General features: G+C 70.4%; 20 protein-coding genes. 4 read left to right on the forward strand and 16 right to left on the reverse strand.

Annotated elements, in window-relative coordinates; genetic code table 11:
- Positions 1 to 98 precede the first annotated feature (98 nt).
- Positions 99 to 2,024, reverse strand: coding sequence for a molecular chaperone DnaK (gene dnaK / locus ACFHNC_RS00005; protein ID WP_437167142.1), 1,926 nt, complete (start codon positions 2,022 to 2,024; stop codon positions 99 to 101).
- 243 nt (positions 2,025 to 2,267) lie between these two features.
- Between dnaK and ACFHNC_RS00010 the strand changes: the two genes are divergently transcribed.
- Positions 2,268 to 3,548 (forward strand): DUF3422 family protein, encoded by a 1,281-nt coding sequence (locus tag ACFHNC_RS00010; RefSeq protein ID WP_437167679.1) that lies wholly within the window; start codon positions 2,268 to 2,270, stop codon positions 3,546 to 3,548.
- A 234-nt stretch (positions 3,549 to 3,782) separates the two neighbouring features.
- Here the strand turns inward: ACFHNC_RS00010 and ACFHNC_RS00015 are convergent, their stop codons facing one another.
- The 3 genes from ACFHNC_RS00015 to ACFHNC_RS00025 form a co-directional block, all read right to left on the reverse strand.
- Complete coding sequence (locus ACFHNC_RS00015) at positions 3,783 to 4,352, reverse strand: nucleotide exchange factor GrpE (protein ID WP_437167143.1); 570 nt, start codon at positions 4,350 to 4,352, stop codon at positions 3,783 to 3,785.
- 152 nt (positions 4,353 to 4,504) lie between these two features.
- Positions 4,505 to 5,965, reverse strand: a complete 1,461-nt coding sequence (locus ACFHNC_RS00020) for a methyl-accepting chemotaxis protein (RefSeq protein WP_437167144.1) — start codon at positions 5,963 to 5,965, stop codon at positions 4,505 to 4,507.
- On the reverse strand, positions 5,965 to 6,315 hold the full coding sequence (locus ACFHNC_RS00025) for a hypothetical protein (RefSeq protein ID WP_437167145.1): 351 nt from the start codon (positions 6,313 to 6,315) through the stop codon (positions 5,965 to 5,967). The genes ACFHNC_RS00020 and ACFHNC_RS00025 overlap by 1 nt, the downstream gene beginning before the upstream one ends.
- Before the next feature lie 106 nt (positions 6,316 to 6,421).
- On the opposite strand from ACFHNC_RS00025, the gene murJ reads away from it, so the two are divergent.
- Entirely contained in the window at positions 6,422 to 7,957 is a 1,536-nt protein-coding gene (murJ, locus tag ACFHNC_RS00030) for a murein biosynthesis integral membrane protein MurJ (RefSeq protein ID WP_437167146.1), read from the forward strand.
- A gap of 6 nt (positions 7,958 to 7,963) precedes the next feature.
- Here the strand turns inward: murJ and ACFHNC_RS00035 are convergent, their stop codons facing one another.
- From ACFHNC_RS00035 to ribA, 4 genes are all read right to left on the reverse strand, one after another.
- Positions 7,964 to 8,587 carry a hypothetical protein gene (locus ACFHNC_RS00035; protein WP_437167147.1) on the reverse strand — a complete coding sequence of 208 codons (624 nt, stop codon included), beginning with the start codon at positions 8,585 to 8,587 and terminating at the stop codon, positions 7,964 to 7,966.
- Positions 8,588 to 8,651: 64 nt separating this feature from the next.
- Positions 8,652 to 9,167 carry a L,D-transpeptidase family protein gene (locus ACFHNC_RS00040; protein WP_437167148.1) on the reverse strand — a complete coding sequence of 172 codons (516 nt, stop codon included), beginning with the start codon at positions 9,165 to 9,167 and terminating at the stop codon, positions 8,652 to 8,654.
- A 35-nt stretch (positions 9,168 to 9,202) separates the two neighbouring features.
- Entirely contained in the window at positions 9,203 to 9,541 is a 339-nt protein-coding gene (locus ACFHNC_RS00045) for a hypothetical protein (RefSeq protein WP_437167149.1), read from the reverse strand.
- 65 nt (positions 9,542 to 9,606) lie between these two features.
- Positions 9,607 to 10,812 (reverse strand): GTP cyclohydrolase II RibA, encoded by a 1,206-nt coding sequence (ribA, locus tag ACFHNC_RS00050; RefSeq protein WP_437167150.1) that lies wholly within the window; start codon positions 10,810 to 10,812, stop codon positions 9,607 to 9,609.
- A 306-nt stretch (positions 10,813 to 11,118) separates the two neighbouring features.
- Here ribA and ACFHNC_RS00055 point away from each other — a divergent pair, with 306 nt between their 5' ends.
- Positions 11,119 to 11,838, forward strand: coding sequence for a response regulator transcription factor (locus ACFHNC_RS00055; protein WP_437167151.1), 720 nt, complete (start codon positions 11,119 to 11,121; stop codon positions 11,836 to 11,838).
- Positions 11,839 to 11,877: 39 nt separating this feature from the next.
- Here the strand turns inward: ACFHNC_RS00055 and ACFHNC_RS00060 are convergent, their stop codons facing one another.
- The 5 genes from ACFHNC_RS00060 to ACFHNC_RS00080 form a co-directional block, all read right to left on the reverse strand.
- A complete protein-coding gene (locus ACFHNC_RS00060; protein WP_437167152.1) occupies positions 11,878 to 12,474 on the reverse strand; it encodes a malonic semialdehyde reductase in 597 nt (198 codons plus the stop codon).
- Between the two features lie 119 nt (positions 12,475 to 12,593).
- The gene (locus ACFHNC_RS00065) at positions 12,594 to 13,160 is read right to left on the reverse strand and encodes a NifU family protein (RefSeq protein ID WP_437167153.1); all 567 of its coding nucleotides are present in this window, start codon (positions 13,158 to 13,160) and stop codon (positions 12,594 to 12,596) included.
- Between the two features lie 362 nt (positions 13,161 to 13,522).
- Positions 13,523 to 14,017: a universal stress protein gene (locus tag ACFHNC_RS00070; protein WP_437167154.1), complete on the reverse strand. Its 495-nt coding sequence runs from the start codon at positions 14,015 to 14,017 to the stop codon at positions 13,523 to 13,525.
- 38 nt (positions 14,018 to 14,055) lie between these two features.
- Entirely contained in the window at positions 14,056 to 14,823 is a 768-nt protein-coding gene (locus ACFHNC_RS00075; RefSeq protein WP_437167155.1) for a TIGR02186 family protein, read from the reverse strand.
- On the reverse strand, positions 14,820 to 15,701 hold the full coding sequence (locus tag ACFHNC_RS00080; protein ID WP_437167156.1) for a sulfite exporter TauE/SafE family protein: 882 nt from the start codon (positions 15,699 to 15,701) through the stop codon (positions 14,820 to 14,822). The genes ACFHNC_RS00075 and ACFHNC_RS00080 overlap by 4 nt, the downstream gene beginning before the upstream one ends.
- 399 nt (positions 15,702 to 16,100) lie before the next feature.
- On the opposite strand from ACFHNC_RS00080, the gene ACFHNC_RS00085 reads away from it, so the two are divergent.
- The gene (locus tag ACFHNC_RS00085; RefSeq protein ID WP_437167157.1) at positions 16,101 to 17,654 is read left to right on the forward strand and encodes a bifunctional metallophosphatase/5'-nucleotidase; all 1,554 of its coding nucleotides are present in this window, start codon (positions 16,101 to 16,103) and stop codon (positions 17,652 to 17,654) included.
- Here ACFHNC_RS00085 and ACFHNC_RS00090 read toward each other — a convergent pair.
- Genes ACFHNC_RS00090 through ACFHNC_RS00100 form a run of 3 tightly spaced genes read right to left on the reverse strand, consistent with a single transcriptional unit; the run spans position 17,651 to position 20,767 of the window.
- On the reverse strand, positions 17,651 to 18,892 hold the full coding sequence (locus ACFHNC_RS00090) for an MgtC/SapB family protein (RefSeq protein ID WP_437167158.1): 1,242 nt from the start codon (positions 18,890 to 18,892) through the stop codon (positions 17,651 to 17,653). The genes ACFHNC_RS00085 and ACFHNC_RS00090 overlap by 4 nt on opposite strands.
- A 31-nt stretch (positions 18,893 to 18,923) precedes the next feature.
- On the reverse strand, positions 18,924 to 19,544 hold the full coding sequence (locus ACFHNC_RS00095; RefSeq protein ID WP_437167159.1) for a c-type cytochrome: 621 nt from the start codon (positions 19,542 to 19,544) through the stop codon (positions 18,924 to 18,926).
- The gene (locus tag ACFHNC_RS00100) at positions 19,541 to 20,767 is read right to left on the reverse strand and encodes a PQQ-dependent sugar dehydrogenase (protein WP_437167160.1); all 1,227 of its coding nucleotides are present in this window, start codon (positions 20,765 to 20,767) and stop codon (positions 19,541 to 19,543) included. Before ACFHNC_RS00100 ends, ACFHNC_RS00095 begins: the two co-directional genes overlap by 4 nt.
- Positions 20,768 to 20,910 lie beyond the last annotated feature (143 nt).

The following is a 20,910-nucleotide window of genomic DNA, read 5'->3' on the forward strand; positions in this document are numbered from 1 at the left end:
TCGTTTTTTTTTTTTGTTGTTTTTTTTTCACCCCCCCCCCCCCCCCCTCTTCCCCCCCCCCCCCCCCGCCGCTCAGTCAGAGCCGGAAAAAGCCCGTATCAGGAGGGCTTTTTCTTGGTCGGGTCGACTTCCTCGAACTCGGCGTCCACCACCTTGTCGTCGGGGTTGCCGCCCGGATTGCCACCCGGTGCGCCACCTTCCGCGGCGCCGGCTTCCGCTGCCTGCGCCTTGTACAGCGACTCGCCCATCTTCATCGCGGCCTGGGACAGGGTCTCATTGGCCTTGGTGATGGCCTCGACATCCTGGCCTTCCATCGCGGTGCGCGCCGCGGCGATGGCGGATTCGACCTCGGCCTTCTCGGCGGCCGGGATCTTCTCGCCGTTTTCGCGGATCGTCTTCTCGGTGGAATGCACCAGCGCATCCAGGCCGTTGCGGGCCTCGACCGCCGCGCGCCGCTGCTTGTCGGCCTCGGCATTCGCCTCGGCGTCCCGCACCATCCGCTCGATGTCGGCATCCGACAGGCCGGACTTGGCCTGGATGCGGACCTGCTGCTCCTTGCCCGTCGCCTTATCCTTGGCGGAGACACTGACGATGCCGTTGGCGTCGATGTCGAAGGTCACCTCCACCTGCGGCACGCCACGCGGGGCCGGCGGCAGCCCGGTCAGGTCGAACTGGCCAAGCAGCTTGTTGTCCGACGCCATCTCGCGCTCACCCTGGAACACCTTGATGGTGACCGCGGACTGGTTGTCATCGGCCGTCGAGAAGACCTGGCTCTTCTTGGTCGGGATCGTCGTGTTGCGGTCGATCAGGCGGGTGAACACGCCACCCAGCGTCTCGATGCCGAGCGACAGCGGCGTCACGTCCAGCAGCAGCACGTCCTTGACGTCGCCCTTCAGCACGCCGCCCTGGATCGCGGCGCCGATGGCGACGACCTCATCCGGGTTGACGTTGCGCGCGGGCTCCTTGCCGAAGAACTGCTTCACCAATTCGATGACCTTCGGCATGCGCGTCATGCCGCCGACGAGAATGACTTCGTCAATTTCGCCCGCGGTGACCTGCGCATCCTTCAGCGCCTGCTTGCAGGGCTCCAAGGTCTTGGTGATCAGGTCATCGACCAGCGCTTCCAGCTTCGCGCGGCTGAGCTGCATCACCAGGTGCTTCGGCCCGGAGGCGTCGGCGGTGATGAAGGGCAGGTTCACCTCGGTTTGCTTCGAGCTGGACAGCTCGATCTTTGCCTTCTCGGCGGCTTCCTTCAGGCGCTGCAGGGCGAGCTTGTCGCCGCGCAGGTCGATGCCCTGCTCCTTCTTGAACTCATCCGCCAGGTAGTCGATCACCCGCGCGTCAAAGTCCTCGCCGCCCAGGAAGGTGTCGCCGTTGGTGGACTTCACCTCGAACACGCCGTCGCCGATCTCGAGGATCGAGACGTCGAAGGTGCCGCCGCCGAGGTCGTACACCGCGATGGTGCCGCCCTTCTTCTGGTCCATGCCATAGGCCAGCGCCGCGGCCGTCGGCTCGTTGATGATGCGCAGCACTTCGAGGCCGGCAATCGCGCCGGCTTCCTTGGTCGCCTGGCGCTGGGCGTCGTTGAAGTAGGCCGGGACGGTGATGACCGCCTGCGTGACCTTCTCACCGAGATAGGCCTCGGCGGTTTCCTTCATCTTGGTGAGGATGTTCGCGCTGATCTGCTGCGGCGCGTAGGACTTGCCGTCGGCCTCGACCCAGGCATCGCCATTGGCGGCGCGGGTGATGGTGTAGGGCACCAGGCCCTTGTCCTTGTTCACCATCGGGTCGTCGAAGCGACGGCCGATCAGGCGCTTCACGGCATACAGCGTGTTGGTCGGGTTGGTGACCGCCTGGCGCTTGGCGGATTGGCCGACCAGACGCTCGCCATTCTTGGTGAAGGCGACCATGGAGGGGGTGGTACGCGCGCCCTCCGCATTCTCAATAACCCTGACGTCCTTGCCTTCCATGATGGCGACGCAGGAATTGGTGGTGCCGAGGTCGATGCCGATGACCTTGCTCATCCGAGTGTCTCTCCTGTGCGGCGGACGGGTACGGCCCTTGCGGCACCGTTCCCGCCCCCTGATCCGTAACGGATGCGGGGTGGGTGAAAAGGCGGCGGTGACAGGGACGCCCTGCCTCGCCGCGTGACCGTCATGTATTCAGGCAGGGCGGCATGGACAAGACCCGCGCATTGCCCGGGCCTTGGAAAGACTCGCAATTCCCGTATTCGTGGCGGCGTCGCACCGGTAAGCTTCGTGGACGAGATGATCCAGCACCTCCCCCCCCACCCGCAGCGCGACGTGCTGACGGGCGAACTCCATGCCCGCCCGCCGCTGCCGTTGCAGACGCCGGTGGCGATCAGCCGACTGGCCCTGTCCGGGGAGGCCGGCGGCGAACGCGGCGCCGGGGTGGCGCATCTCGCCGCGCTCTGCCGCCGCTATGGCGTGACCCCGCCGGCGCCAGGGTCGGATTTCGTCATGGCGGATTTCGGCGCCTTCCGCGTGCGCTACGAACGCCATACCGAATTCGATGGCTGGACCTTCCTGCGCCCCGGCCTGTCCGACCACCCGGAAGACCCCTTCGCCTTCACCGCCATCGCCGCGGTGCCGACGGACTGGCTGGCCGCCCTGCCCGGCCACACCCTGGTCGCCGCGCATATCGCCGTGCTCCCCACCGCCGGCGAGGATGAAGCCCCGCCCCCGGGCTGCTTCGCGCCCGATGGCCTGGCCGGCGCCAGCCTCTCCGGCGCCACCGCCACCGCCTGGACCGATTTCCGCCTCGGCCCAGACGGCTTCACCCGCATCCTGTTGCAGGACCACGGCCTGACCCCCGCACTCGCCGGCCGCCTGGCCCAGGCGCTGTGGGAGATCGAGACCTACCGGCTGTTCGCCCTGCTGGCCCTGCCGCCCGCCCGCGCCGCCTCGGGCGAACTCGCCCGCGCCTCGGACCGCCTGGCCACGCTGTCCGAACGCCTGACCGGCCTCGCCGAGTTGGAGGCGGAACGGGCGGCGCTGGAGGAACTCTCCGAACTCGCGACCGGCATCGAACAGATCGCCAATGCCACGGCGGACCGCTTTTCCGCCGCCAACGCCTACCACGCCCTGGTCGGCCGCCGCCTTCAGGTGCTGCGGGAGGAACGGTTGCACGGCCTGCCCACCCTCACCGAATACCTGGAACGCCGGCTGGACCCGGCGCTGGCCACCATCCAGGCCACCGGCGCCCGCATCTCCGCCCTGTCCGTCCGCTGCGGCCGCGCCGTGGACCTGCTGCGCGCCCGCGTCGCCGTGGCGCAGGAAGCACAGACCCAGAAACTGCTCGCCGCCATGGCGGAGACCGGCCGCGCCCAGCTCCGCCTGCAGGAAACCGTCGAAGGCCTCTCCGTCGCCGGCATCAGCTACTACGTGCTGTCACTCGCCGGCTACGCGCTGAAACCCCTGCCCTGGGGCACACTGCGCCTCGACATCATCCTGGCTGCCCTGGTCCCCGTGGTCGCCGGCCTGGTCTGGATCCGGATGCGGCGGCGGCGGCGGAAGCAGGCGAAGTAGCGCCTGTGATTGCCAGGGGGCTTTGCCCCCCGGCACCCCCCACAAAGGGCTTTGGCCCTTTGAACCCATGCCTTGAAGGGACAGGTTGGAGGAGGGGCCGGCGCGACCGCGGATGGAGCGGGACCGCATGCCCCTCCTCCAACCTGTCCCTTCAAGGATGTCCAGAGGGCGAGCCAGCTGGCGGGGAGCGCGAGGGGCAACGCCCCTCGTGAATCAGCCGCGCAACAGCGCCGCCTACTTCCCCGCCACCACCACCATCGCCGGCTTCAGAAGCCGGCCGTGCAGGGTCCAGGCCGGGGTCCAGGCCTGGATGACGGTGCCGGGTTCGGTGCCTTCGGGGGCCGGTTGTTCGGCCATGGCCTGGTGCAGTTCCGGGTCGAAGGCTTTGCCCTGGGGGTCCAGCTTGGCGATGCCGTGGCGTTCCAGCATGGTCACGAAGGCGCGTTCGACGCCTTCGAAGCCGCCGCGGAGCTTGCCGAGAATTTCGGCCTCATCCTCGGCGGCCGGCGGAAGGCTATCCACGCCGCGGCGCAGGTTCTCGGCGGTTTCCACCACGTCGCGCGCGAATTTCTGCACGGCGTAGAGGCGCGCATCCTCGATCTCGCGCTTGGTGCGGGTACGCAGGTTCTGCATATCCGCTTCCGCGCGCAGCCATTTGTCGCGCATCTGGCCGAGTTCGGCTTCCAGCGCGGCGATGCGTTCCGCGTCGGTCGGCGCTGTCGCGGTTTCGGGGCTGCTCGGCTCGGCATGGGCTTCGGTCGCGCCGGTATCGGCGGGATTCGGCGTGTCCTGGGTATCGCTCATGGATCGGGTGTTCTGACTCGCAGAGTGGGGTCGGCGTGCTGACCTTCACCTAAGCGCCCCGATGGGGCGCGGCAAGGACTTGAAGCCCCAGCCGCTCCGTCCGGGCCGCTCCGTCCGGGCCGCGCCGTCCGGGCCGCGCCGTCCGGCGCCGTTCAGGCGGCCCGCAGCCCCGCCACCGTGGCCTGGAGCGAGTTGCGCAGGGAATCGGCGCTGGAATCCAGCGTGCGGGCGGTGGATTCGAGTTGTTCGACCGCCTTGGCCGTGGCGCCGATGGCGCTTTCCGCATGGCCGACAGCGCCCGAGGCGCGTTCGGTGCTTTGCGCCACGCGCTGCGCGGTGCGGGCGATTTCCTGGGTGGCGCTGCCCTGTTCCTCGACCGCGGCGGCCATGGCGGTGGACACATTCTCCAGCTCCGCCACCACCTCCACGATGCCGCGGATGGCGTTGACCGCCTCCCCCGTCGCCGTCTCGATGCCGCCGGCCTGGCGGCCGATTTCCTCGGTCGCCTGGGCAGTCTGGGCGGCCAGCGCCTTCACCTCGCCTGCCACCACCGCGAAGCCCTTCCCGGCCTCCCCGGCGCGGGCCGCCTCGATCGTGGCGTTCAGCGCCAGCAGGTTGGTCTGGCTTGCGATGGCGCCGATCAGGCGCACCACCTCCCGAATGCGGCCGGCGCCTTCCGACAGGCCCGTGACGATGCGGTCCGTGTTGCGGGCGCGGTCCGCCGCGGCGCGGGCCACGCCGGCGGCGCTGGCCACCTGGCGCGTCACTTCCTGCACCGAGGCGGCCAACTCCTCCGCCGCCGAGGCCACGGTCTGCACATCCATCGCCGCTTCGGTGGTGGCGGAGGCCGCGGCCTGGGCCGCTTCCGTGCCGGTGCGGGCGGCCTGGGTCAGGCTGTCCGCCGCCGTGCCGAGGTCGCGCGCGGCGAGGGTGAGCTGGCTGCTGCAGCCACCGATCTCACCCTCCACCTGGCCGGCCAGGGCGATGCGCCCGTCCTGCGCCAGGCGGGCGGAGGCGGCTTTCTCGGCCTCCTTCCGCGCCCGTTCCGCTTCCTCCCGCTGCCGGGCGGCCTCGGTCTCGGCCTGGGCGGCGGAGGCGGCGGCGGCGGCGCGTTCCAGATGGGTCAGCAGCATCAGTAGCGCCGCCGCTTCCGCCACCAGGATGCCGGTATGCAGCGCCACGCGGCCCAGCGTGCCCTCGCCGCCGAAGACCGCCATCGGGGCCAGTTCATTCAGCACGGTGTGGTGCAGCGCGACGGTGACGGCGGCCAGCACGATCGCGCGGCGATCCACCAACCCGGTCAGCACGGCCAGGCCCGCGAAATAGGCCATATGCATGTCGGTCCGCAGCCAGGGTGCCACCGCCCAGACCAGCACGGAGACCTGCACCATCAGCGCCACCGCGATCATCTGCCGGGCCACCGGCGCCGCCACATCGCGCAGCCCGACGCCAAGCGCCGCGAGCGCCGCCAGCGTGGCGAGCCCGCAGCCGCCCCAGATCTCGAGGCTTTCGCCGCCCGAGAGCCAGGCCACCGGCGCGGCGATGGCGGCGAGTCCGATGAGAAGCGCCAGCAGGGCCCGTCCACTGCTGCGGCGGATATGATCCAGGTTCATCAGTTTGATTTTCCAGGGAGGACAAAAGGGCCCGCGCCGGTGCAGGGCGCGCGGCCATAGGCGGGCACGACCAGCCAGGCGCCGGATTCGGTGCTGGCGGGAATGGTGTTGGGCGCGACCAGCGCCACGGTCAGCGGGCCGAGCCGACGGATCGTGATCGGGTCCCAGCCGGGTTCCGCCAGCACCCGCAGCAGCGCGGCGCCTTCCGCCACGCCGTGGCCGAACACCAGCGCGAGCGGCTGGCCGGCCCGCGGCTGGGCCTGCGCCAGGCCGAGGCCGGCCGTCGCCAGCCCCAGCAGCAGCACCGGAAGCAGGGGAGCCCTGGGTCGATCGGAAGGTTTATTGGACATCTCCGCGCATCTTCGCAGCGCTGCGCAAAAATTGTCTTAAGCCGCCACGGCACGGCAGCCCTGTCGCCTGATTTCCGCGCGCCCGGTTCCGGCCTACACAGGGTGAATGCTACGTAGCGTCTTCACAGTCGGCGGCTGGACCATGGCGAGCCGCATCCTCGGCTTCGCCCGGGATATGCTGATCGCCGCCCGCCTCGGCGCCGGGCCCGTGGCGGATGCCTTCTTAATCGCGCTGAAGCTGCCCAACCTGTTCCGCCGGCTGTTCGGCGAGGGCGCCTTCAACGCCGCCTTCGTGCCGGCCTTCGCCGGCAGTTTCGCCCTGGATGGCCCGGCCAAGGCGCGCGCCCTGGCCAATTCGCTGGCCGGGCTGATGTCCATCTGGCTGGCCTGTCTGGTGATCCTCGGCATCGTCTTCATGCCGCAGGTCCTGTTCGTGCTGGCGCCGGGGTTTTCCGGGGAAAGGCTGGCGCTGGCCATCGAGCTGACGCGGATCACCTTCCCTTATCTGCTGTTCATCTGCCTGGCCGCCCTGGTCTCCGGCGTGCTGAACGGGATGAACCGGTTTGCCGCCGCGGCCGCCGCGCCGGTGCTGTTCAACGTGATCGCCATGGCGGCGCTGCTGGGGCTGACGCCCTATGTGGCGACGCCGGGGCATGCGCTGGCCTGGGGTGTCGCGGCGTCCGGCATCGCGCAGTTGGCGCTGCTGCTGGTGGCGGTGCGGATGGCGGGCATGGTGATCAATCCGCTGTCGCGTCCGCGCATGACGCCGGATGTGAAGGCGGTTCTGAAGCGGATGGTGCCGGGGCTGTTCGGCGCCGGGGTCACGCAGCTCAACCTGGCGATCGATGTGGTGCTGGCCTCCCTGCTGCCGGCAGGGGCGGTCAGCTACCTGTATTATGCGGACCGGGTGGCACAATTGCCTCTTGGCGTGATCGGCGCGGCGATCGGCACGGCGCTGCTGCCGCTGCTGGCGCGGCAGCTTCGCACCGGGCGGCGGCTGGCGGCACACCAGAGCCAGAACCGCGCGCTGGAATTGTCGCTGGCCCTGGCCCTGCCGGCGGCGGTTGCCATCGCCGTCACCGCCTGGCCGATCATCGCCACCCTGTTCGAGCGCGGGTTGTTCGACAGCCGCGCGACGGATGCCACGGCGGCCGCCCTGGTGGCCGGCGCCTTCGGCCTGCCGGCCTTCGTGCTGGTGAAGGCGCTGACCCCGGGTTTTTTCGCACGCGGCGACACGGCCACGCCGGTGAAGGTGGGCATCGGTATCGTCGCGCTGAACCTGGCGCTGAACCTGGCGCTGATTCCGGTCCTGGCGCATGTCGGCATCGCGCTGGCGACCTCCATCGCGGCCTGGGTGAATGTGGCGGTGCTGGGTGTGTTGCTGATCCGCCGCCGGCAGCTCGTGCTGGATCGCCGCCTGCGCCGGCGGGTGCCTCGGCTGCTGGCGGCCGCGCTGGTAATGGGCGGCGTGCTGCTGGTGCTGAACCTGGCGCTGTTCCCGCAGACCGGCACGCTGGCGCGCTTCCTGGCGCTGGCCGGCTTGGTCGCGGCGGGGCTGGTGACCTATTTCGGCGCCGCGCAGATCCTGCGCGGGCTGGATCTGCGCGAGACGGTGCGGCTGATGCGGCGCCGCTCCGGCTGATACGGGCTACTGCAGCGCCAGGCGCAGCCCGAGGCCGAAGAAGTCCGAACCGCTTCCCTGCGGCGCGATGACGCCGAAGATGCCGGAGCGGTGGTGCAGCCGCGGCACCAGGGTCAGCTGCGGCAGAGCCGCGTGGCTGAACTCCGCCTCGAAAGCCAGGTAGTTCATGAATTTGCGCGGCTGCTGGTTGTTCACCACCCCCTCATAGGTCGGGCGGGACAGGGCGTAGGACAGGCCCTCCGCCACCGCCAGATTCATCCGCCACGGCCCGGCGAGGGTGATCTCGCGGGACCGCAGGGCCAGCGCCAGGGTCGCCTCGCCATGACGCTGCAGGCCCGTATGCCAGCCGAACTGTCCTTCCAGCTCGATTGAGGCGCCATCCAGCAGCCGGCCGACCACCGGCAGGTCCATCCGCAGCTCCGGCACCAGCACCCGGCTCAGCGCGAGGGAGGTGAACTGGCTGTCCTCGGGCTCGAAGCCGCCGCCGATGAAGCCGCGCGGCTTCATCCACTGGCCATGATAGGCGGTGGCGAACCAGCTTCGGTCCCGCGAGGGGGACTCCGCGACGGCCGGCAGCGCCAGCCCGCAGGCGCCCAGCGCCGCCGCTCCGATCATCGACAAGCGCCGCATGCAGATCTCCGTGGTGGGTTTCCCCTACACAAAGCGCAGCGGCGCCGTTCGTTGCCGTCCATCGTCAGACTGCCGGCCGAACCTCCACCCCGCGCAGCCCCGCCGCCAGCACCTGGCGCAGATCCGGCAGGGACAGCGCCACGCAGCCCTCGGTCGGCGCGTAGTCCGGGCGGGCCAGATGCAGGAAGATGGCACTGCCGCGACCGCGCTCCACCGGCGCATCGTTCCAGCCGAGGATGCCGATCAGGTCGTACACCGCATCACTGCGCCACAGCACTTCATGCCGACCGTCGAAGGGCAGGCGGACAGGGCGGTTATAGGCGCGGTCGCCCGTGTCGTCGCACCAGCCATCCTGCGGCGCCAGCGGCTCCACCGGCACGGCGCAGGCGGGCGGCGGGCCGCGGTCGGCGCGGTACAGCAGGCGGCGCAACGGCATGCGGGCGGCCGGGGTGGCGGCATCGCCTTCCTGCTTGCGCACCGGCGGCACCACGCCGCCCTTGCCGAGGGCGCAGCGCAGGATCCGCCCCTGGTAGCGGAACTGGCCATCCGCCGTCGCCAAGGCCCAGCCCGTATCATCCATTCCCGTATCCCCGCCCGGCAAGCGGCTAGGATGCCCTAAGCCGCCGGCCCCCGCGACCCGTCGCGGCGGCGGGCCAACGCGGTTCCAGGCGTGGCGGCGGGCGGCGCGGTGAATTCCTCGATGGCGGCGAAGATGGCGGTGGAGAGCATGCCGATCGGCCCGCCGAGGGCCGCCGCCCCCAGCACACGCAGGGCCGGGCTGAGAGTCTCCCCGGTCGCCGCCCGGTAGATGCTGCCCACCACCGGCAGATGATGCAGCGGGTTCAGGGCGCGCAGCACCTCATCGAAGCTGAGCGTGCCGGGGGTCGGCACATGCTCGTCGGGCCCCAGGCGAGGCAGGATCTCGGCTGTGGCGCGTGTCGCGGCGGTTTCCATGCATCCGGCTCCTGGCTATCCGTGCCGGGTGGAGCAACCGGCATGCCAGGATCAGGGCCGGCCGATCAGGTCAGCATGTGGCCCATGCGGCGGGCCTTGGTCTCAAGGTAGCCGTCATTCACGCCATTGCCCTCGAACTGATGGGCTTCGCGGCCCTCCACCTCGATGCCACAGGCGGCGAGGCCGGCCAGCTTGTCCGGGTTGTTGGTCAACAGCCGCACGCGCTTCACGCCGATGGCGCGCAGCATCTCGGCCGCCACCCAGAAATTCCGCTCATCCGCGCCGTAGCCCAGCGCCCGGTTGGCATCGAGCGTATCGAGCCCCTGGTCCTGCAGCGTGTAGGCGCGCAGCTTGTTGACCAGCCCGATGCCGCGGCCTTCCTGCGCCAGATACACCAGCACGCCACCCGCCGGGTCCGCCGCCATGCGCTGGATGGCGCCACGAAGCTGCGGGCCGCAATCGCAGCGCAGGCTGCCCAGCAGGTCCCCGGTGAAGCATTCCGAATGCACCCGCACCAGCGGCGCGCCCGCTGTGTCTCCAGCGGGGCCGGGGGCCGTGCTGTCGACCAGGATCGCCAGATGCTCGATCCCGCCATCGGCGGCGCGGAAGGCGATGATCCGGGCCTCCGGCGCATCCTCCAGCGGCACGCGGGCTTCCGCCACGCGGGCCAGGCTGGCCGGGGCATCGATGGGGTAGCCGCTGACATCGGCGGCCCGCACCGAGAGCAGGTCCAGCCGCGCCGCGGCGGATTCCGCGGCCGGGGCCACCACCAGCGCGGGCAGCAGCCGGGCCAGCTTGGCCAGAGCGATGGCGGGCAGCGCCTGAGGCGGGGTTGTGGTGCGTTCCGGCTGTTCCGGCAGCAGACGCTCCGCCGTCGGGTCGGCCAGGGACCGCAGCGCGGCCGGGTCGAGCAGGCTTGGCGGCAGGCGCAGCGCCACCACGCCCATCTCCGACGCCGTGCCGACCGCCGGCGCGCCGAGCGCCTGCGGCACCGGGCGGTTCAGCACCGCCGCGGCCCGCACCGGCGCCAGCAACAGCACGGCCGGGCCACGCGCGGCGGCGGCCAATTCGCTTAGGCCGCGTGCCGAGACGGTCTCCGCCGCGGCGACCACCAGCGTGCCTTCCGGCCCGCTCAGCAGGATCGGCGTGCCCCGGCGAAGCTCACTGGCGGCGCGGTGGACGGCGCGCAGGGCGAAGACCCGGGCATCGGGCGAGGCGGCTTCATTCGCGCCTTGGGGGCGCTGGGAAACGATCGGTGCCATGCTGCTCATGTGATTTTTTGGCGTTCCATATGCCGCCCATTGATGGTTTCGAATGTGGCGCGCCAAAGGCGTTTGAAAGGGGGGGCTGCCACAAGAAAAACGAATCGCGCCGGCAGAACAGCGGCGGGCAAGCGCCGACCAGCACAAATGCCGGGCCAAACATCGTGACACTTGCTGATCACGCCTTCGCCAGTGCAAAGTCGCTTGCCGGCACCGGTCCGTTCCGCCATCTAAATCTGGTGGCACGGCACGCAGACGTGAAACCGATCCGCCCCATGTCCGTTGTCACGGGGCATCACAGATACGGGAGCTACCATGTCCGGTCCACGTCCAATCCTCGTCGTGGACGACGACGATGCCCTGCGGCAGACGCTGGTCGAGCAATTGGCCCATGACGGTGAATTCTCCGCGACCGAAGCAGGGACCGCGGCGGACGCCCTGGCCCGGCTTTCGGCCGAGGATGCGCGCTTCGACGCCGTCGTGCTGGATATCGGCCTGCCGGATGGCGATGGCCGTGAGCTCTGCGCGCGGCTGCGCAAGCAGGGCCTCCGCATGCCGATCCTGATGCTGACCGGCGCGGATGGCGAACAGGATATCGTGCGCGGCCTCGATTCCGGCGCCAATGACTACATCGCGAAGCCGTTCCGCGTCTCCGAGCTCATGGCCCGGCTGCGTGCGCAACTGCGGGTGTTCGACAATTCCGAGGATGCGGTCTTCAGCGTCGGCCCCTATACCTTCCGTCCGTCCGCCAAGATGCTGCTGGACGCGGCGCGCAACCGGAAGATCCGGCTGACGGAGAAGGAAGCGGCCATCCTGAAATACCTGTACCGCGCCAGCGGCCGGCCGGTTGGGCGGCAGATCCTGCTGAACGAGGTGTGGGGCTACAACAGCGCCGTCACCACGCACACGCTGGAGACCCACATCTACCGCCTGCGCCAAAAGATCGAGCCGGACCCGAGCAATGCCCGTCTTCTGGTGACGGAGGGCGGCGGCTACCGGCTGGACCCGACCGCCGGCCGCGCCCAGGCGGCCTGAAGCAAAGGGCGCCGGCCCTGACCGGCGCCCCAATGCCGCCTACTCGAGGCGGGCTGCCTCGTCGAAGCTCAGGCGCGGGCTGCGCGGGAACAGCCCGGCCGGGTCGCCATGGCCGAGATTGACCAGGAAGTTGGACTTCCAGGTCGTACCGGCGAAGAACAGCTCATCCACCTTCGCGTTGTCGAAGCCGCTCATCGGGCCGGCATCGAGGCCCACCGCGCGCGCGGCCAGGATAAGGTAGGCACCCTGGAGCGTGCCGTTGCGGAAGGCGGTGGTCTCCGCCAGGGCCGGGTTGCCGGCGAACCAGGACCGCGCATCGGCATGCGGGAACAGGAAGGGCAGCTTGTCGTAGAAGGCGGTGTCGTGGGCGACGATGGCGATGACCGGCGCGGTCATGGTCTTCTCGACATTGCCGGGGGACAGCGCCTGCTTCAACCGGGCCTTGCCGTCATCCGTGCGGATGAACACGAAGCGGGCCGGGGACGCATTGGCCGAGGTCGGTGCGAATTTGAGGAGGTTGTACATCTCCTCCAGCTTGCTGTCCGGCACCGGCCGGTCCTGCCACGAATTCTGCGTCCGGGCTTCCCGGAACAGCGTGTCGAGGGCCTGGTCGTCGAGCGTCACGCGTTCGGTCATGGTGTCTCCGTCAGGCTGTTGCCGGGGCGGAGATAGGGCAGCGCGCGGCGGCGGGCCAATCCTCCGCCGCGATAGTCGTCATCGCCGCCCGGAATGACCGCCCGGGCTACGGAGGGGCGTCAGGCCTCCACCTGCTCCACGCGCAGCACTTCCGGCACGTAGTGGCGCAGCATCGTCTCCACCCCGTGCTTGAGCGTGGCGCGGGAGGAGGGGCAGCCGGCGCAGGCGCCCTGCATGTGCAAGCGGACCACGCCCTCGCGGAAGCCGCGAAAGACGATGTCGCCGCCATCGCCGGCCACGGCCGGGCGCACGCGGGTGTCGAGCAATTCCTTGATCTGGGCAACGATCTCGCCGTGCTCGGCGTCGAAATCCTCATCCTCGGCGGCGGCGTCCTCGCCTTCCATCACCGGCAGTCCGGCCAGGTAGTGCTCCATGACGGCACCAAGGACGCGAGGGCGCAGCATCTGCCATTCGGTGTCGTCCGTCTTGGTCACGGTGACGAAATCCTGGCCGAGGAAGACGCGTGCAACGTTGCCGACGGCGAAGATCCGGGCGGCGAGCGGGCTGCGGCCGACGGCGTCCTCGGCCGCCGTGAAGTCGGCGGTGCCGCGGCTGCCCGTGACATCCCGCCCGGGAAGGAATTTCAAGGTGGCGGGGTTCGGCGTGGCTTCAGTCTCGATGAACATCTTTGTCGCTTTCGCGGTGCTGGCGATACCCGACCTATGTGGTCCGTTTTAGGGGCCGCTGCAACCTGCGCACCGTTCTTTGGCATCCTCACCCAAGGCGGCCCGCCAACCTGGCGGGCCGACGCGATGAATGGCGCCCGCGGCCTATGCCGCAAGCCAAGGTCGCGGTGCGGTCGCCCGGCGTCTGAGGACCCGGAAACCGCGGCCCGCCACTTCAGCGGGCCGCGGCGCGGCCGCCCGGCGTCTGGGGGCCGGGGAAAACGCGGCCCGCCACTTGGCGGGCCGCGGCGCCAAACGGCGCCCGCGGCCTATGCCGCGAAGGCAAGCGCGCGAAGCGCGCGCCCGCCGTCTGAGGGCACCGACTAGGTTACTCGATCCAGCTCGGGGTCGGTCATGCCGCCGGGCACGATGGTCATCGGCACCAGCAGCTTGGTGGCGTAGCGGCCGGTCAGCGCTTGGATCAGCGGGCCGGGACCGGACCCGCCGGTGGCGCTGGCCAGCACCAGGATGGAAATGCGCGGGTCCTCGGCCAGCAGGGCCAGAAGCTCGTCCCGCGGATCGCCCTCCCGGATCAGCAGGATCGGCAGGCCGCCGGTGAGTTCGTTCACCTCCGCCGCCAGGCCGGAGAGCAGACGCTCCGCCTCCTCCCGCCGTTCCTCGGCCAGCATGGCGCCGACGCCGGCCCATTCCACCTGGCCCGCGGGCTCGATCACCCGCAGCAGGGCCATGCGGCCGCCGGATTTGCGCACGCGCAGCGCCGCGTAGCGCAGCGCCACGCTGCGTTCCGCGCTGTCATCCACCACCACCAGGAAGACCCGGTCCCGCCGCGCCTGCGCGGCTTCGGCCGTCTCACCCATGCTTCAGTTCCCCCAAGCTCCGGCGGGGGCGCGGTGGGTCAGCCGCGCCGGAACACGACGCTGCCGATCCAGCCGGCCAAGCCCGCCAGGACAATGCAGGCGATGCCATACAGCACCGGCTGTTCCCGCGCGATGTCGGCGATCCAGGCGGCGGTGCCGGTGCGGACCACGTCCAGCCGCAATTCCTGGCGGGCCACCACGCGGCGGTCGCGTACCAGCATCACCTGCACCTGGTAGATGCCATGCGCCACGGTCGCCGGCAGCGGCAGCCGGGCGTGGAACAGGCGGCCGCCGGAGACCTGGATCGGCCGGTCCCGGTCCACCCAGAGCCCGGCCTCCTGCTGCAGATCCGCCAGCGCCAGGCGAAAGGTCGGCCCCTGCGCGCCAAGCTGCACCAGCGGCAATTGGTCCAGCCCCAGGCGCAGCTCGGCCCGTTCCACCCGGTCCAGCATGGCCGGCACCGGGCGGGTGGAGGCGAGCGCCCAATAGCTCGGCACCCGGTTGAAACGGGCGGAGGCGCCGTTCACCCAGAAGCCCATGACGCTGACCTTCTGGCGCACGATGGCGGCGGTTTCGGGCCCGATGACCAGCACCACCACCTCATCCCCCTCCGGCCCGATCAGGCGTTCGGTGGCGCCGAAGACCAGGATCTCGGAGCCGGAGAAGGCGGTGGTGACCTCGACGCGGTTGACCGAAAGCTCGGCGGCCAGGGAGGGCGGCACCAGCGCGGCATCCTGCGCCGCGGCGTCTGGCGTCGCAGCAATAGGCGCCAGCGCCAGCAGCAGGGCCAGCCAAAGCCCCTTCATGGAACCGGGCCGATCACGAACAGCGCCTCCGGCACCCGCAGCAGATCCCACAGCAGGGACAGTGCCACGGCCAGCACCAGCGCGCCGAGCAGCGCGCGCATCTCCTCCCCGCGCAGCTTGGTGCCCATGGCCGCGCCAAATTGCGCGCCGGACACACCGCCGGCCAGCAGCAGCAAAGTCAGCACGATATCGACGCTGCCGACCTGGATGGCCTGGAGGAAGGTGACGTTGGCGGTGACGAAGACCACCTGGAACAGCGATGTGCCGATGACCACCGCAGTCGGCATGCCGAGCAGGTAGATCATCGCCGGCACCAGCATGAAGCCGCCGCCGACGCCCATGATGGCGGACAGCACGCCGATGGCGAAGCCGATGCCGAGCGGCGGGATGACGGAGATGTAGAGCCGCGACTTGCGGAACCGCATCTTGAACGGCAGCCCGTGCATCCAGAGATGCTCATGCAGCCGCGCCGGGCGCGCCCGCTTGCGCCGCAGGATGGCGGCCAGGCTCTCGCGCACCATCAGCGCGCCGACGCTGCCGAGCACCACCACATAGAAGATGGCCACCGCCAGATCGACCTGCCCGGCGCGGCGCAGCCAGGCGAATAATTGCACGCCGATCAGTGACCCGAAGAATCCACCGATGATGAGCACCGCGCCCATCCGGAAATCGACATTGCCCCGCCGCCATTGCGCAATCAGGCCGGAGACGGAGGCGCCCAGCGTCTGGTTGGCACCGGAGCCGACCGCGACAGTGGAGGGGATGCCGATGAGGATCAGCAGCGGCGTCAGCAGGAAGCCGCCACCGACGCCGAACAGGCCCGAAAGCCAGCCCACGCCAAAGCCAATGCCCAGCAACAGCAGGGCATCGACCGACATTTCGGCAATCGGGAGATAAACCTGCATTTCGAGGCGGAGTCTCGACTGGCGGCGTGGCAACAAGAGGGCGGATATCAACCTCCGCGTCCATGCCCGCAACCCGAACAGGGCGAAACAATGTGATCGTTGCGGTCAGATCGCCGTGCGCCGCCTGTAACGTGATACCTGCGTGACACCGCATGACGGCAGCCGACCGATCCGCTACGTGACCGTTTGAGAATGCCGGCGGCTGAGGACCCGCAGGTGATTTTTCGTCCCTGCAAGGCGCCGGATGCAGCCGATGCTGGTTGCATCGGCAAATTCGGCAACACAGCAGGGGCGGAAAAGCACCGTGGGACCGACCCGCCGGTGTTTTCAAACGGTCACTAAGCGCGCGTCCTGCACAGGGGGGACAAGCCGATGCTCCGCCGCCGTCAGCTTCTCACCAGCTTGGCCCTCGCCGCGCCCGCTCTGCGCGCGCCAGCGGCGCAGGCGACCGCACGGGTCACGCTGCTGCACCTGAATGATTTCCACAGCCGGCATGAGGGCACGCAGGCCTCCGGCGCCGCCTGCCGCACGGGCGCGCCCTGTGGTGGCGGCGCGGCAAGGCTGGTCGCCGGTTTTCACGCGGCGCGCGCCGCGGCGGTGGCGGAAGGGCGCGGGGTGCTGGCGCTGGATGCGGGGGACCAGTTCCTCGGCAGCCTGTTCTACACCCGGCACAAGGGGCTGGCCGAGGCCGCGGTGCAGCGGCAATGGGGCGTGCAGGCAATGGCGCCCGGCAACCATGATTTCAACGGCGGGCCAGCGACGCTGGCCGGTTTCGCCCGCGCCCTCGGCGCGCCGCTGCTGGCAGCCAACATGGATGTGGCGCGGGAGCCGTCGCTGGCCGGGCTGGTGGCGCCCTTTGCCGTCTTCACGGTGGGCCGCGCGCGGATCGGCGTGGTCGGGCTGACGCTGGAGACTATTCCGCAGATCTCCTCTCCCGGCCCCCATCTGCGCTTCACCGCCGCCGAGGAAGCCGCCGCGCGGGCGATCGCCGAAATCCGCGCCGGCGGCCCCGCCACCATCGTGGTGCTGTCGCATCGCGGGGTGGAGGCGGATCGCGCCCTGGCGGCGGCGGTGCCAGGCATCGATGTGATCGTAGGCGGCCATTCCCACACGCTGGTCAGCCCGCCACTGCTGATGGCGGGCGCGGACCGCTCGGTGCGGATCGTGCAGGCCGGGGCGCTGGGCCGCTGGCGCGGGCGGCTCGACCTCGACCTCGCCGCCGATGGTCGCGTCGCGGCGCATGGCGGCGGGGCGGAGGAAATCACGGCGGCGATGCCCGAGGACCCGGCCACGGCCGCCGTGGTGGCGGAATTCGCCGCGCCGCTGCACGCCATGCGGGCCGAATTCGTGGCGCAATCGGCCGGCGGGTTGGAGAACACCACCTGCCGTCTGGGCGAATGCGCCGTGGGCAATCTGCTGGCCGATGCGCTGCTGCGCGCCGTGCCCCAGGCGGATCTGGCGCTGACCAATGCCGGCGGCATCCGCACCGGCCTGCCCAGCGGCGCCATCACGCTGGGCGATGTGCTGACCACGCTGCCCTTTTCCAACACGCTGGCCACCGTCCGGCTGCGCGGGCGGGATCTGCTGGCGGCGTTGGAGAATGGCGTCTCCACCCCCGGCAGCGGGCGGTTTCCGCAGGTGGCAGGGCTGGCCTTCACCTGGAACCCGCTGGCGCCGGCCGGGCAGCGCATCGGGGAGGTCCGCATCACCACCGCCCGCCGCCCCGGCCCGATCGACCCGGAAGCCGACTATTTGCTGGCCACCAACAATTTCATCCGTCGCGGCGGCGATGGCTACGCCATGCTGCGCGACCAGGCGCTGGAGGCCTATGACGAAGGCCCGCCGCTGGAGGATGCCTTCGCCGCACATCTGCGCTCGCTCGGCCAGGTGGCGCCTCGGCTGGAGGGCCGCATCGCGCTGCGCTAGACCAAGAGGAAGGCCGCGCCGCCCGCAACCAGCGCCGCAAGCGTGGCGCCCGCCAGGGGCAGCGCGAAATCGCGCGGCCCGGCGACGGTGGCCAGCAGCAGCCGCCCCAGCGCATTCGCCGCCAACGCCGCCAGCACCGCCTGGCCAATGGCGGCCCGTGGAATCGAATCCCCCAGCCGCAGCGCGCTCAGCACCGCGACATCCACATCGAACACCGCCGACAACGCCGAACTGCCCAGCAGGCTGCCGGCGCCGAATTGGCCGACCAGCGCGGCGCTGGCGGTGGAGACCACGGCGAAGCCGGCGGCGAATATCAGCAGGGGCACCAGGTCGAAGGGATTGCGGGCCAGGCCCGCCGCATCCGCAGCGCCGCCGCCGCGCCAGATCAGCAGCCCCCCACAGATCGCGAAGGTCAGCGCCGCAGCGATTGCCGCCGGCGCCATGGCGGGCAGCACGGCGGGGTTCAGGATCAGCACCAGCCCCACCACCCGCAGCACGGACACCATGGCCGCCAGCGCCGCGGCCCCGGCCAAGGGCTGGCTCGCCGCCCCCGCCGCCGCGCTGCGGGCCAGGGCCACGGTGACGGCGGTGGAGGACACCACCGCCCCCAGCAGCCCGCCCGCCAGCACCCCCCGCCGCGGCCCCAGGATCCGGGCGGCAATGTAGGCGACATAGGAGATGGTCGCGGTCAGAACGGTGAAGAGCCAGATCTCGCGCGGGTTAAGGCCACCCCAGGGGTCGATGGTGCGGTCCGGCAACAGCGGCAGGATGATCATGGTCATCACCGCCAGCATCAGCGCCGATCGCAGTTCCACCCAGGACAGCCGCTTCACCGCCCGGTGCAGCATCTCCCGGCTCGCCAGCACCGCGGCCAGCGCGGCGCCGCCCGCCGCCGCCGCGCCCTGGTCGCCCGCCACGGCCAGGGCGCCGAGGGCGAAGGTGCACAGGCCGACGATGGCGCTGGTGGCACTCAGGCTGTTTTCCGCCACCGCCTCCCGCGCCTGGAACCAGCCGAAGACCAGGGCGAAGCCGAGGAAGCCGACGGCCAGGATCAGTGCCGAGCCCAGGCTGGCCGCCAACGCGGCGAAGACGGCGCCCAGCAGCGCCGAGATGGCATAGGTGCGGATGCCGGCGGTGCGGCGGCCATCCGCCTCCTCCCGCTCCCGCCAGCCCCGCTCCAGCCCAACCAGCAGGCCGATGGCCAGCGCGACGCCGAAGCGGAGGATCAGGTCATCCATGCCCCCTCATGCCGCAGCGCGCGTCGGCACGCTACTCGGGCCGCACCGGCTGGTGCGCCAGATGGTGCGCCAGCGCGGCGATGGCGTCGTTGGACACGCCATACATCACCGCATTCATGTTGGTGTCGGTGCCACGACGCTGGTCGTCCCGGTACTGGGCCAAAGTGTGGCGCAGGAAATCCTCCCGCTGCCCGGCGATGCGGGGGATCTGGTTGCGACCGCTGTAATCCGGCAGGTGGCAGACGCCGCAGTTCAGCCGTGCCGAAAGCTGCCGCCCACGCTCCGCCAGCGCCGCATCGCGCGTCCCCAGGTCTGGGGGTGGCGCCGCGGGCAGGCTGGCGTAATGCGCGGCCAGATCCTCCACCGCCTGGTCTTCCAGACCCTGGGACAGCTCGTTCATCGGCTCCGCCTGACGCAGATTTTCGCGGAACAGGATCATCTGCAGGGTGATGAACTCCGCCGGTTGCCCGGCGAGCGAGGGGATCTGTGCCTGTTCGCTGACCCCGGCGGCGCCGTGGCACGTTGCGCAACCACGTTGCTCGGCGAGGGCGCCCCCCCGCGCCGCATCCTGTGCGACGGCGGGGGCAATGGCGGGGGTGAAGGCGCTGGCGGCCAGGGTGGCCGCCAGCAGGGCGAAGCGGGGAAGACTCACTGGCGGTAGGTAATCCGGTAGATCGCGCCATATTGTTCTTCGGCCACCAGCAGCGACCCGTCGCGCATCACATGCACATCGACGGGGCGGCCGAGGAAGCGCTGGTTCGCATCATCGCGCAGGCCTTGCAGGAACGGCTCGACCGCCGTGACGCGGCCTTCGCCATCCAGCTTCGCCACGACCACGTCGAAGCCACTCAGCCTTTCCCGGTTCCAGGACCCGCGGCGGGCGATGAAGATCTGGTTCCGATAGGCCTCGGGGAACATGGTGCCCGTGTAGAAACGCATGCCGAGCGCGGCGGTATGCGGGCCGAGCAGAGCTGCGGGCTGTACGAATTCGGCGCAATTGCGCTGTGCCGGCGCACCCGGATCGGCCCAGTCACCGACGCAGAACGGAAAGCCATGATCCTCGCCGCTGCGGCGGATGCGGTGCAGCGAATCCTCCGGCACGTCATTGCCGGCCCAGTCGCGGCCATTGTTGGTGGCCCACAACTCCCGCGTCTGCGGGTGCAGCGCCATGCCGACGCTGTTGCGGATGCCGCGCGCCTCGATCCGGCGATCGCTGCCATCCGGCTTGAAGGAGACCAAGATGGCGTGGGTGTCGCGGTTGAAGTCGCAGACGTTGCACGGCACGCCGACATTCATATACAGCCGCCCATCCGGCCCGGGGGCGACGAATTTCCAGCCGTGATGTTCCTCGGTCGGCAGGGCGAAGGCGGCGGTCAGGTCGGTGCCACTGCCGGGATTGTCCAGGTTCTGCTCGATATTGTCGAAGCGCAGCACCCGGTTGATGGCGACGACATACAGATTGCCATCCAGCACCGCGATCCCGTTCGGCTGCCTCAACCCCTGCAGCAGCGTGCGGGTGCGGGTGGTGCCGTCCGCATTGCGGCTGATGGCGTAGACCCGGCCGATGGTGCGGCTGCCGGCGAAGATGGTGCCGTTCGGACCCTCCGCCATCATCCGCGCGCCGGGGATGCCATGGGCATAGACCTCCGCCGTGAAGCCCTGCGGCAGGCGGATGGAGGATAGTGGAAGCTGGTCCTGCGGCGTCACGGTCAGGCGCGGGGCGTGCGGCGCCAGGTTGGGCGCCATGCCGCTGCCTTCCCGGCCACTGGCCCAGGCGGGAGCAGGAGCGGCGGCTGGGGCCTGCTGGGCATAGGCGGCCGGCGCGATCAGGAGCGCCGCGAGCATCCCGGCCGCGGCGATACGGGTTCGAACCATGTCTGTGTCCCCTCCATGCGGGTCTTGGCGACCCGCTTCGGGGTACAGGATGCAACCTGCGCGCGCGGCATATCAAGACGTGCTGCAACCGTTTGCGACATGGGCCGGTTGACGTCTTCGCCAGCACGGCGGAAACGGCCCCG

Source organism: Falsiroseomonas sp. E2-1-a4, assembly GCF_051433165.1.
GTDB lineage: Bacteria > Pseudomonadota > Alphaproteobacteria > Acetobacterales > Acetobacteraceae > Falsiroseomonas.

What these genes read in the sequence shown, in the direction of transcription:
- ACFHNC_RS00080 (WP_437167156.1), bottom strand. Translation starts at nt 15,701, where the DNA reads ATGTCGGTCGATGCCCTGCTGTTGCTGGGCATTGGCTTTGGCGTGGGC.
- ACFHNC_RS00020 (WP_437167144.1), bottom strand. Translation starts at nt 5,965, where the DNA reads ATGAACCTGGATCATATCCGCCGCAGCAGTGGACGGGCCCTGCTGGCG.
- ACFHNC_RS00045 (WP_437167149.1), bottom strand. Translation starts at nt 9,541, where the DNA reads ATGGAAACCGCCGCGACACGCGCCACAGCCGAGATCCTGCCTCGCCTG.
- ACFHNC_RS00085 (WP_437167157.1), top strand. Translation starts at nt 16,101, where the DNA reads ATGCTCCGCCGCCGTCAGCTTCTCACCAGCTTGGCCCTCGCCGCGCCC.
- ACFHNC_RS00070 (WP_437167154.1), bottom strand. Translation starts at nt 14,017, where the DNA reads ATGGGTGAGACGGCCGAAGCCGCGCAGGCGCGGCGGGACCGGGTCTTC.
- ACFHNC_RS00010 (WP_437167679.1), top strand. Translation starts at nt 2,268, where the DNA reads ATGATCCAGCACCTCCCCCCCCACCCGCAGCGCGACGTGCTGACGGGC.
- ACFHNC_RS00090 (WP_437167158.1), bottom strand. Translation starts at nt 18,892, where the DNA reads ATGGATGACCTGATCCTCCGCTTCGGCGTCGCGCTGGCCATCGGCCTG.
- ribA (WP_437167150.1), bottom strand. Translation starts at nt 10,812, where the DNA reads ATGAGCAGCATGGCACCGATCGTTTCCCAGCGCCCCCAAGGCGCGAAT.
- ACFHNC_RS00040 (WP_437167148.1), bottom strand. Translation starts at nt 9,167, where the DNA reads ATGGATGATACGGGCTGGGCCTTGGCGACGGCGGATGGCCAGTTCCGC.
- murJ (WP_437167146.1), top strand. Translation starts at nt 6,422, where the DNA reads ATGCTACGTAGCGTCTTCACAGTCGGCGGCTGGACCATGGCGAGCCGC.
- ACFHNC_RS00025 (WP_437167145.1), bottom strand. Translation starts at nt 6,315, where the DNA reads ATGTCCAATAAACCTTCCGATCGACCCAGGGCTCCCCTGCTTCCGGTG.
- ACFHNC_RS00035 (WP_437167147.1), bottom strand. Translation starts at nt 8,587, where the DNA reads ATGCGGCGCTTGTCGATGATCGGAGCGGCGGCGCTGGGCGCCTGCGGG.
- ACFHNC_RS00055 (WP_437167151.1), top strand. Translation starts at nt 11,119, where the DNA reads ATGTCCGGTCCACGTCCAATCCTCGTCGTGGACGACGACGATGCCCTG.
- ACFHNC_RS00100 (WP_437167160.1), bottom strand. Translation starts at nt 20,767, where the DNA reads ATGGTTCGAACCCGTATCGCCGCGGCCGGGATGCTCGCGGCGCTCCTG.
- ACFHNC_RS00065 (WP_437167153.1), bottom strand. Translation starts at nt 13,160, where the DNA reads ATGTTCATCGAGACTGAAGCCACGCCGAACCCCGCCACCTTGAAATTC.
- ACFHNC_RS00075 (WP_437167155.1), bottom strand. Translation starts at nt 14,823, where the DNA reads ATGAAGGGGCTTTGGCTGGCCCTGCTGCTGGCGCTGGCGCCTATTGCT.
- dnaK (WP_437167142.1), bottom strand. Translation starts at nt 2,024, where the DNA reads ATGAGCAAGGTCATCGGCATCGACCTCGGCACCACCAATTCCTGCGTC.
- ACFHNC_RS00060 (WP_437167152.1), bottom strand. Translation starts at nt 12,474, where the DNA reads ATGACCGAACGCGTGACGCTCGACGACCAGGCCCTCGACACGCTGTTC.
- ACFHNC_RS00015 (WP_437167143.1), bottom strand. Translation starts at nt 4,352, where the DNA reads ATGAGCGATACCCAGGACACGCCGAATCCCGCCGATACCGGCGCGACC.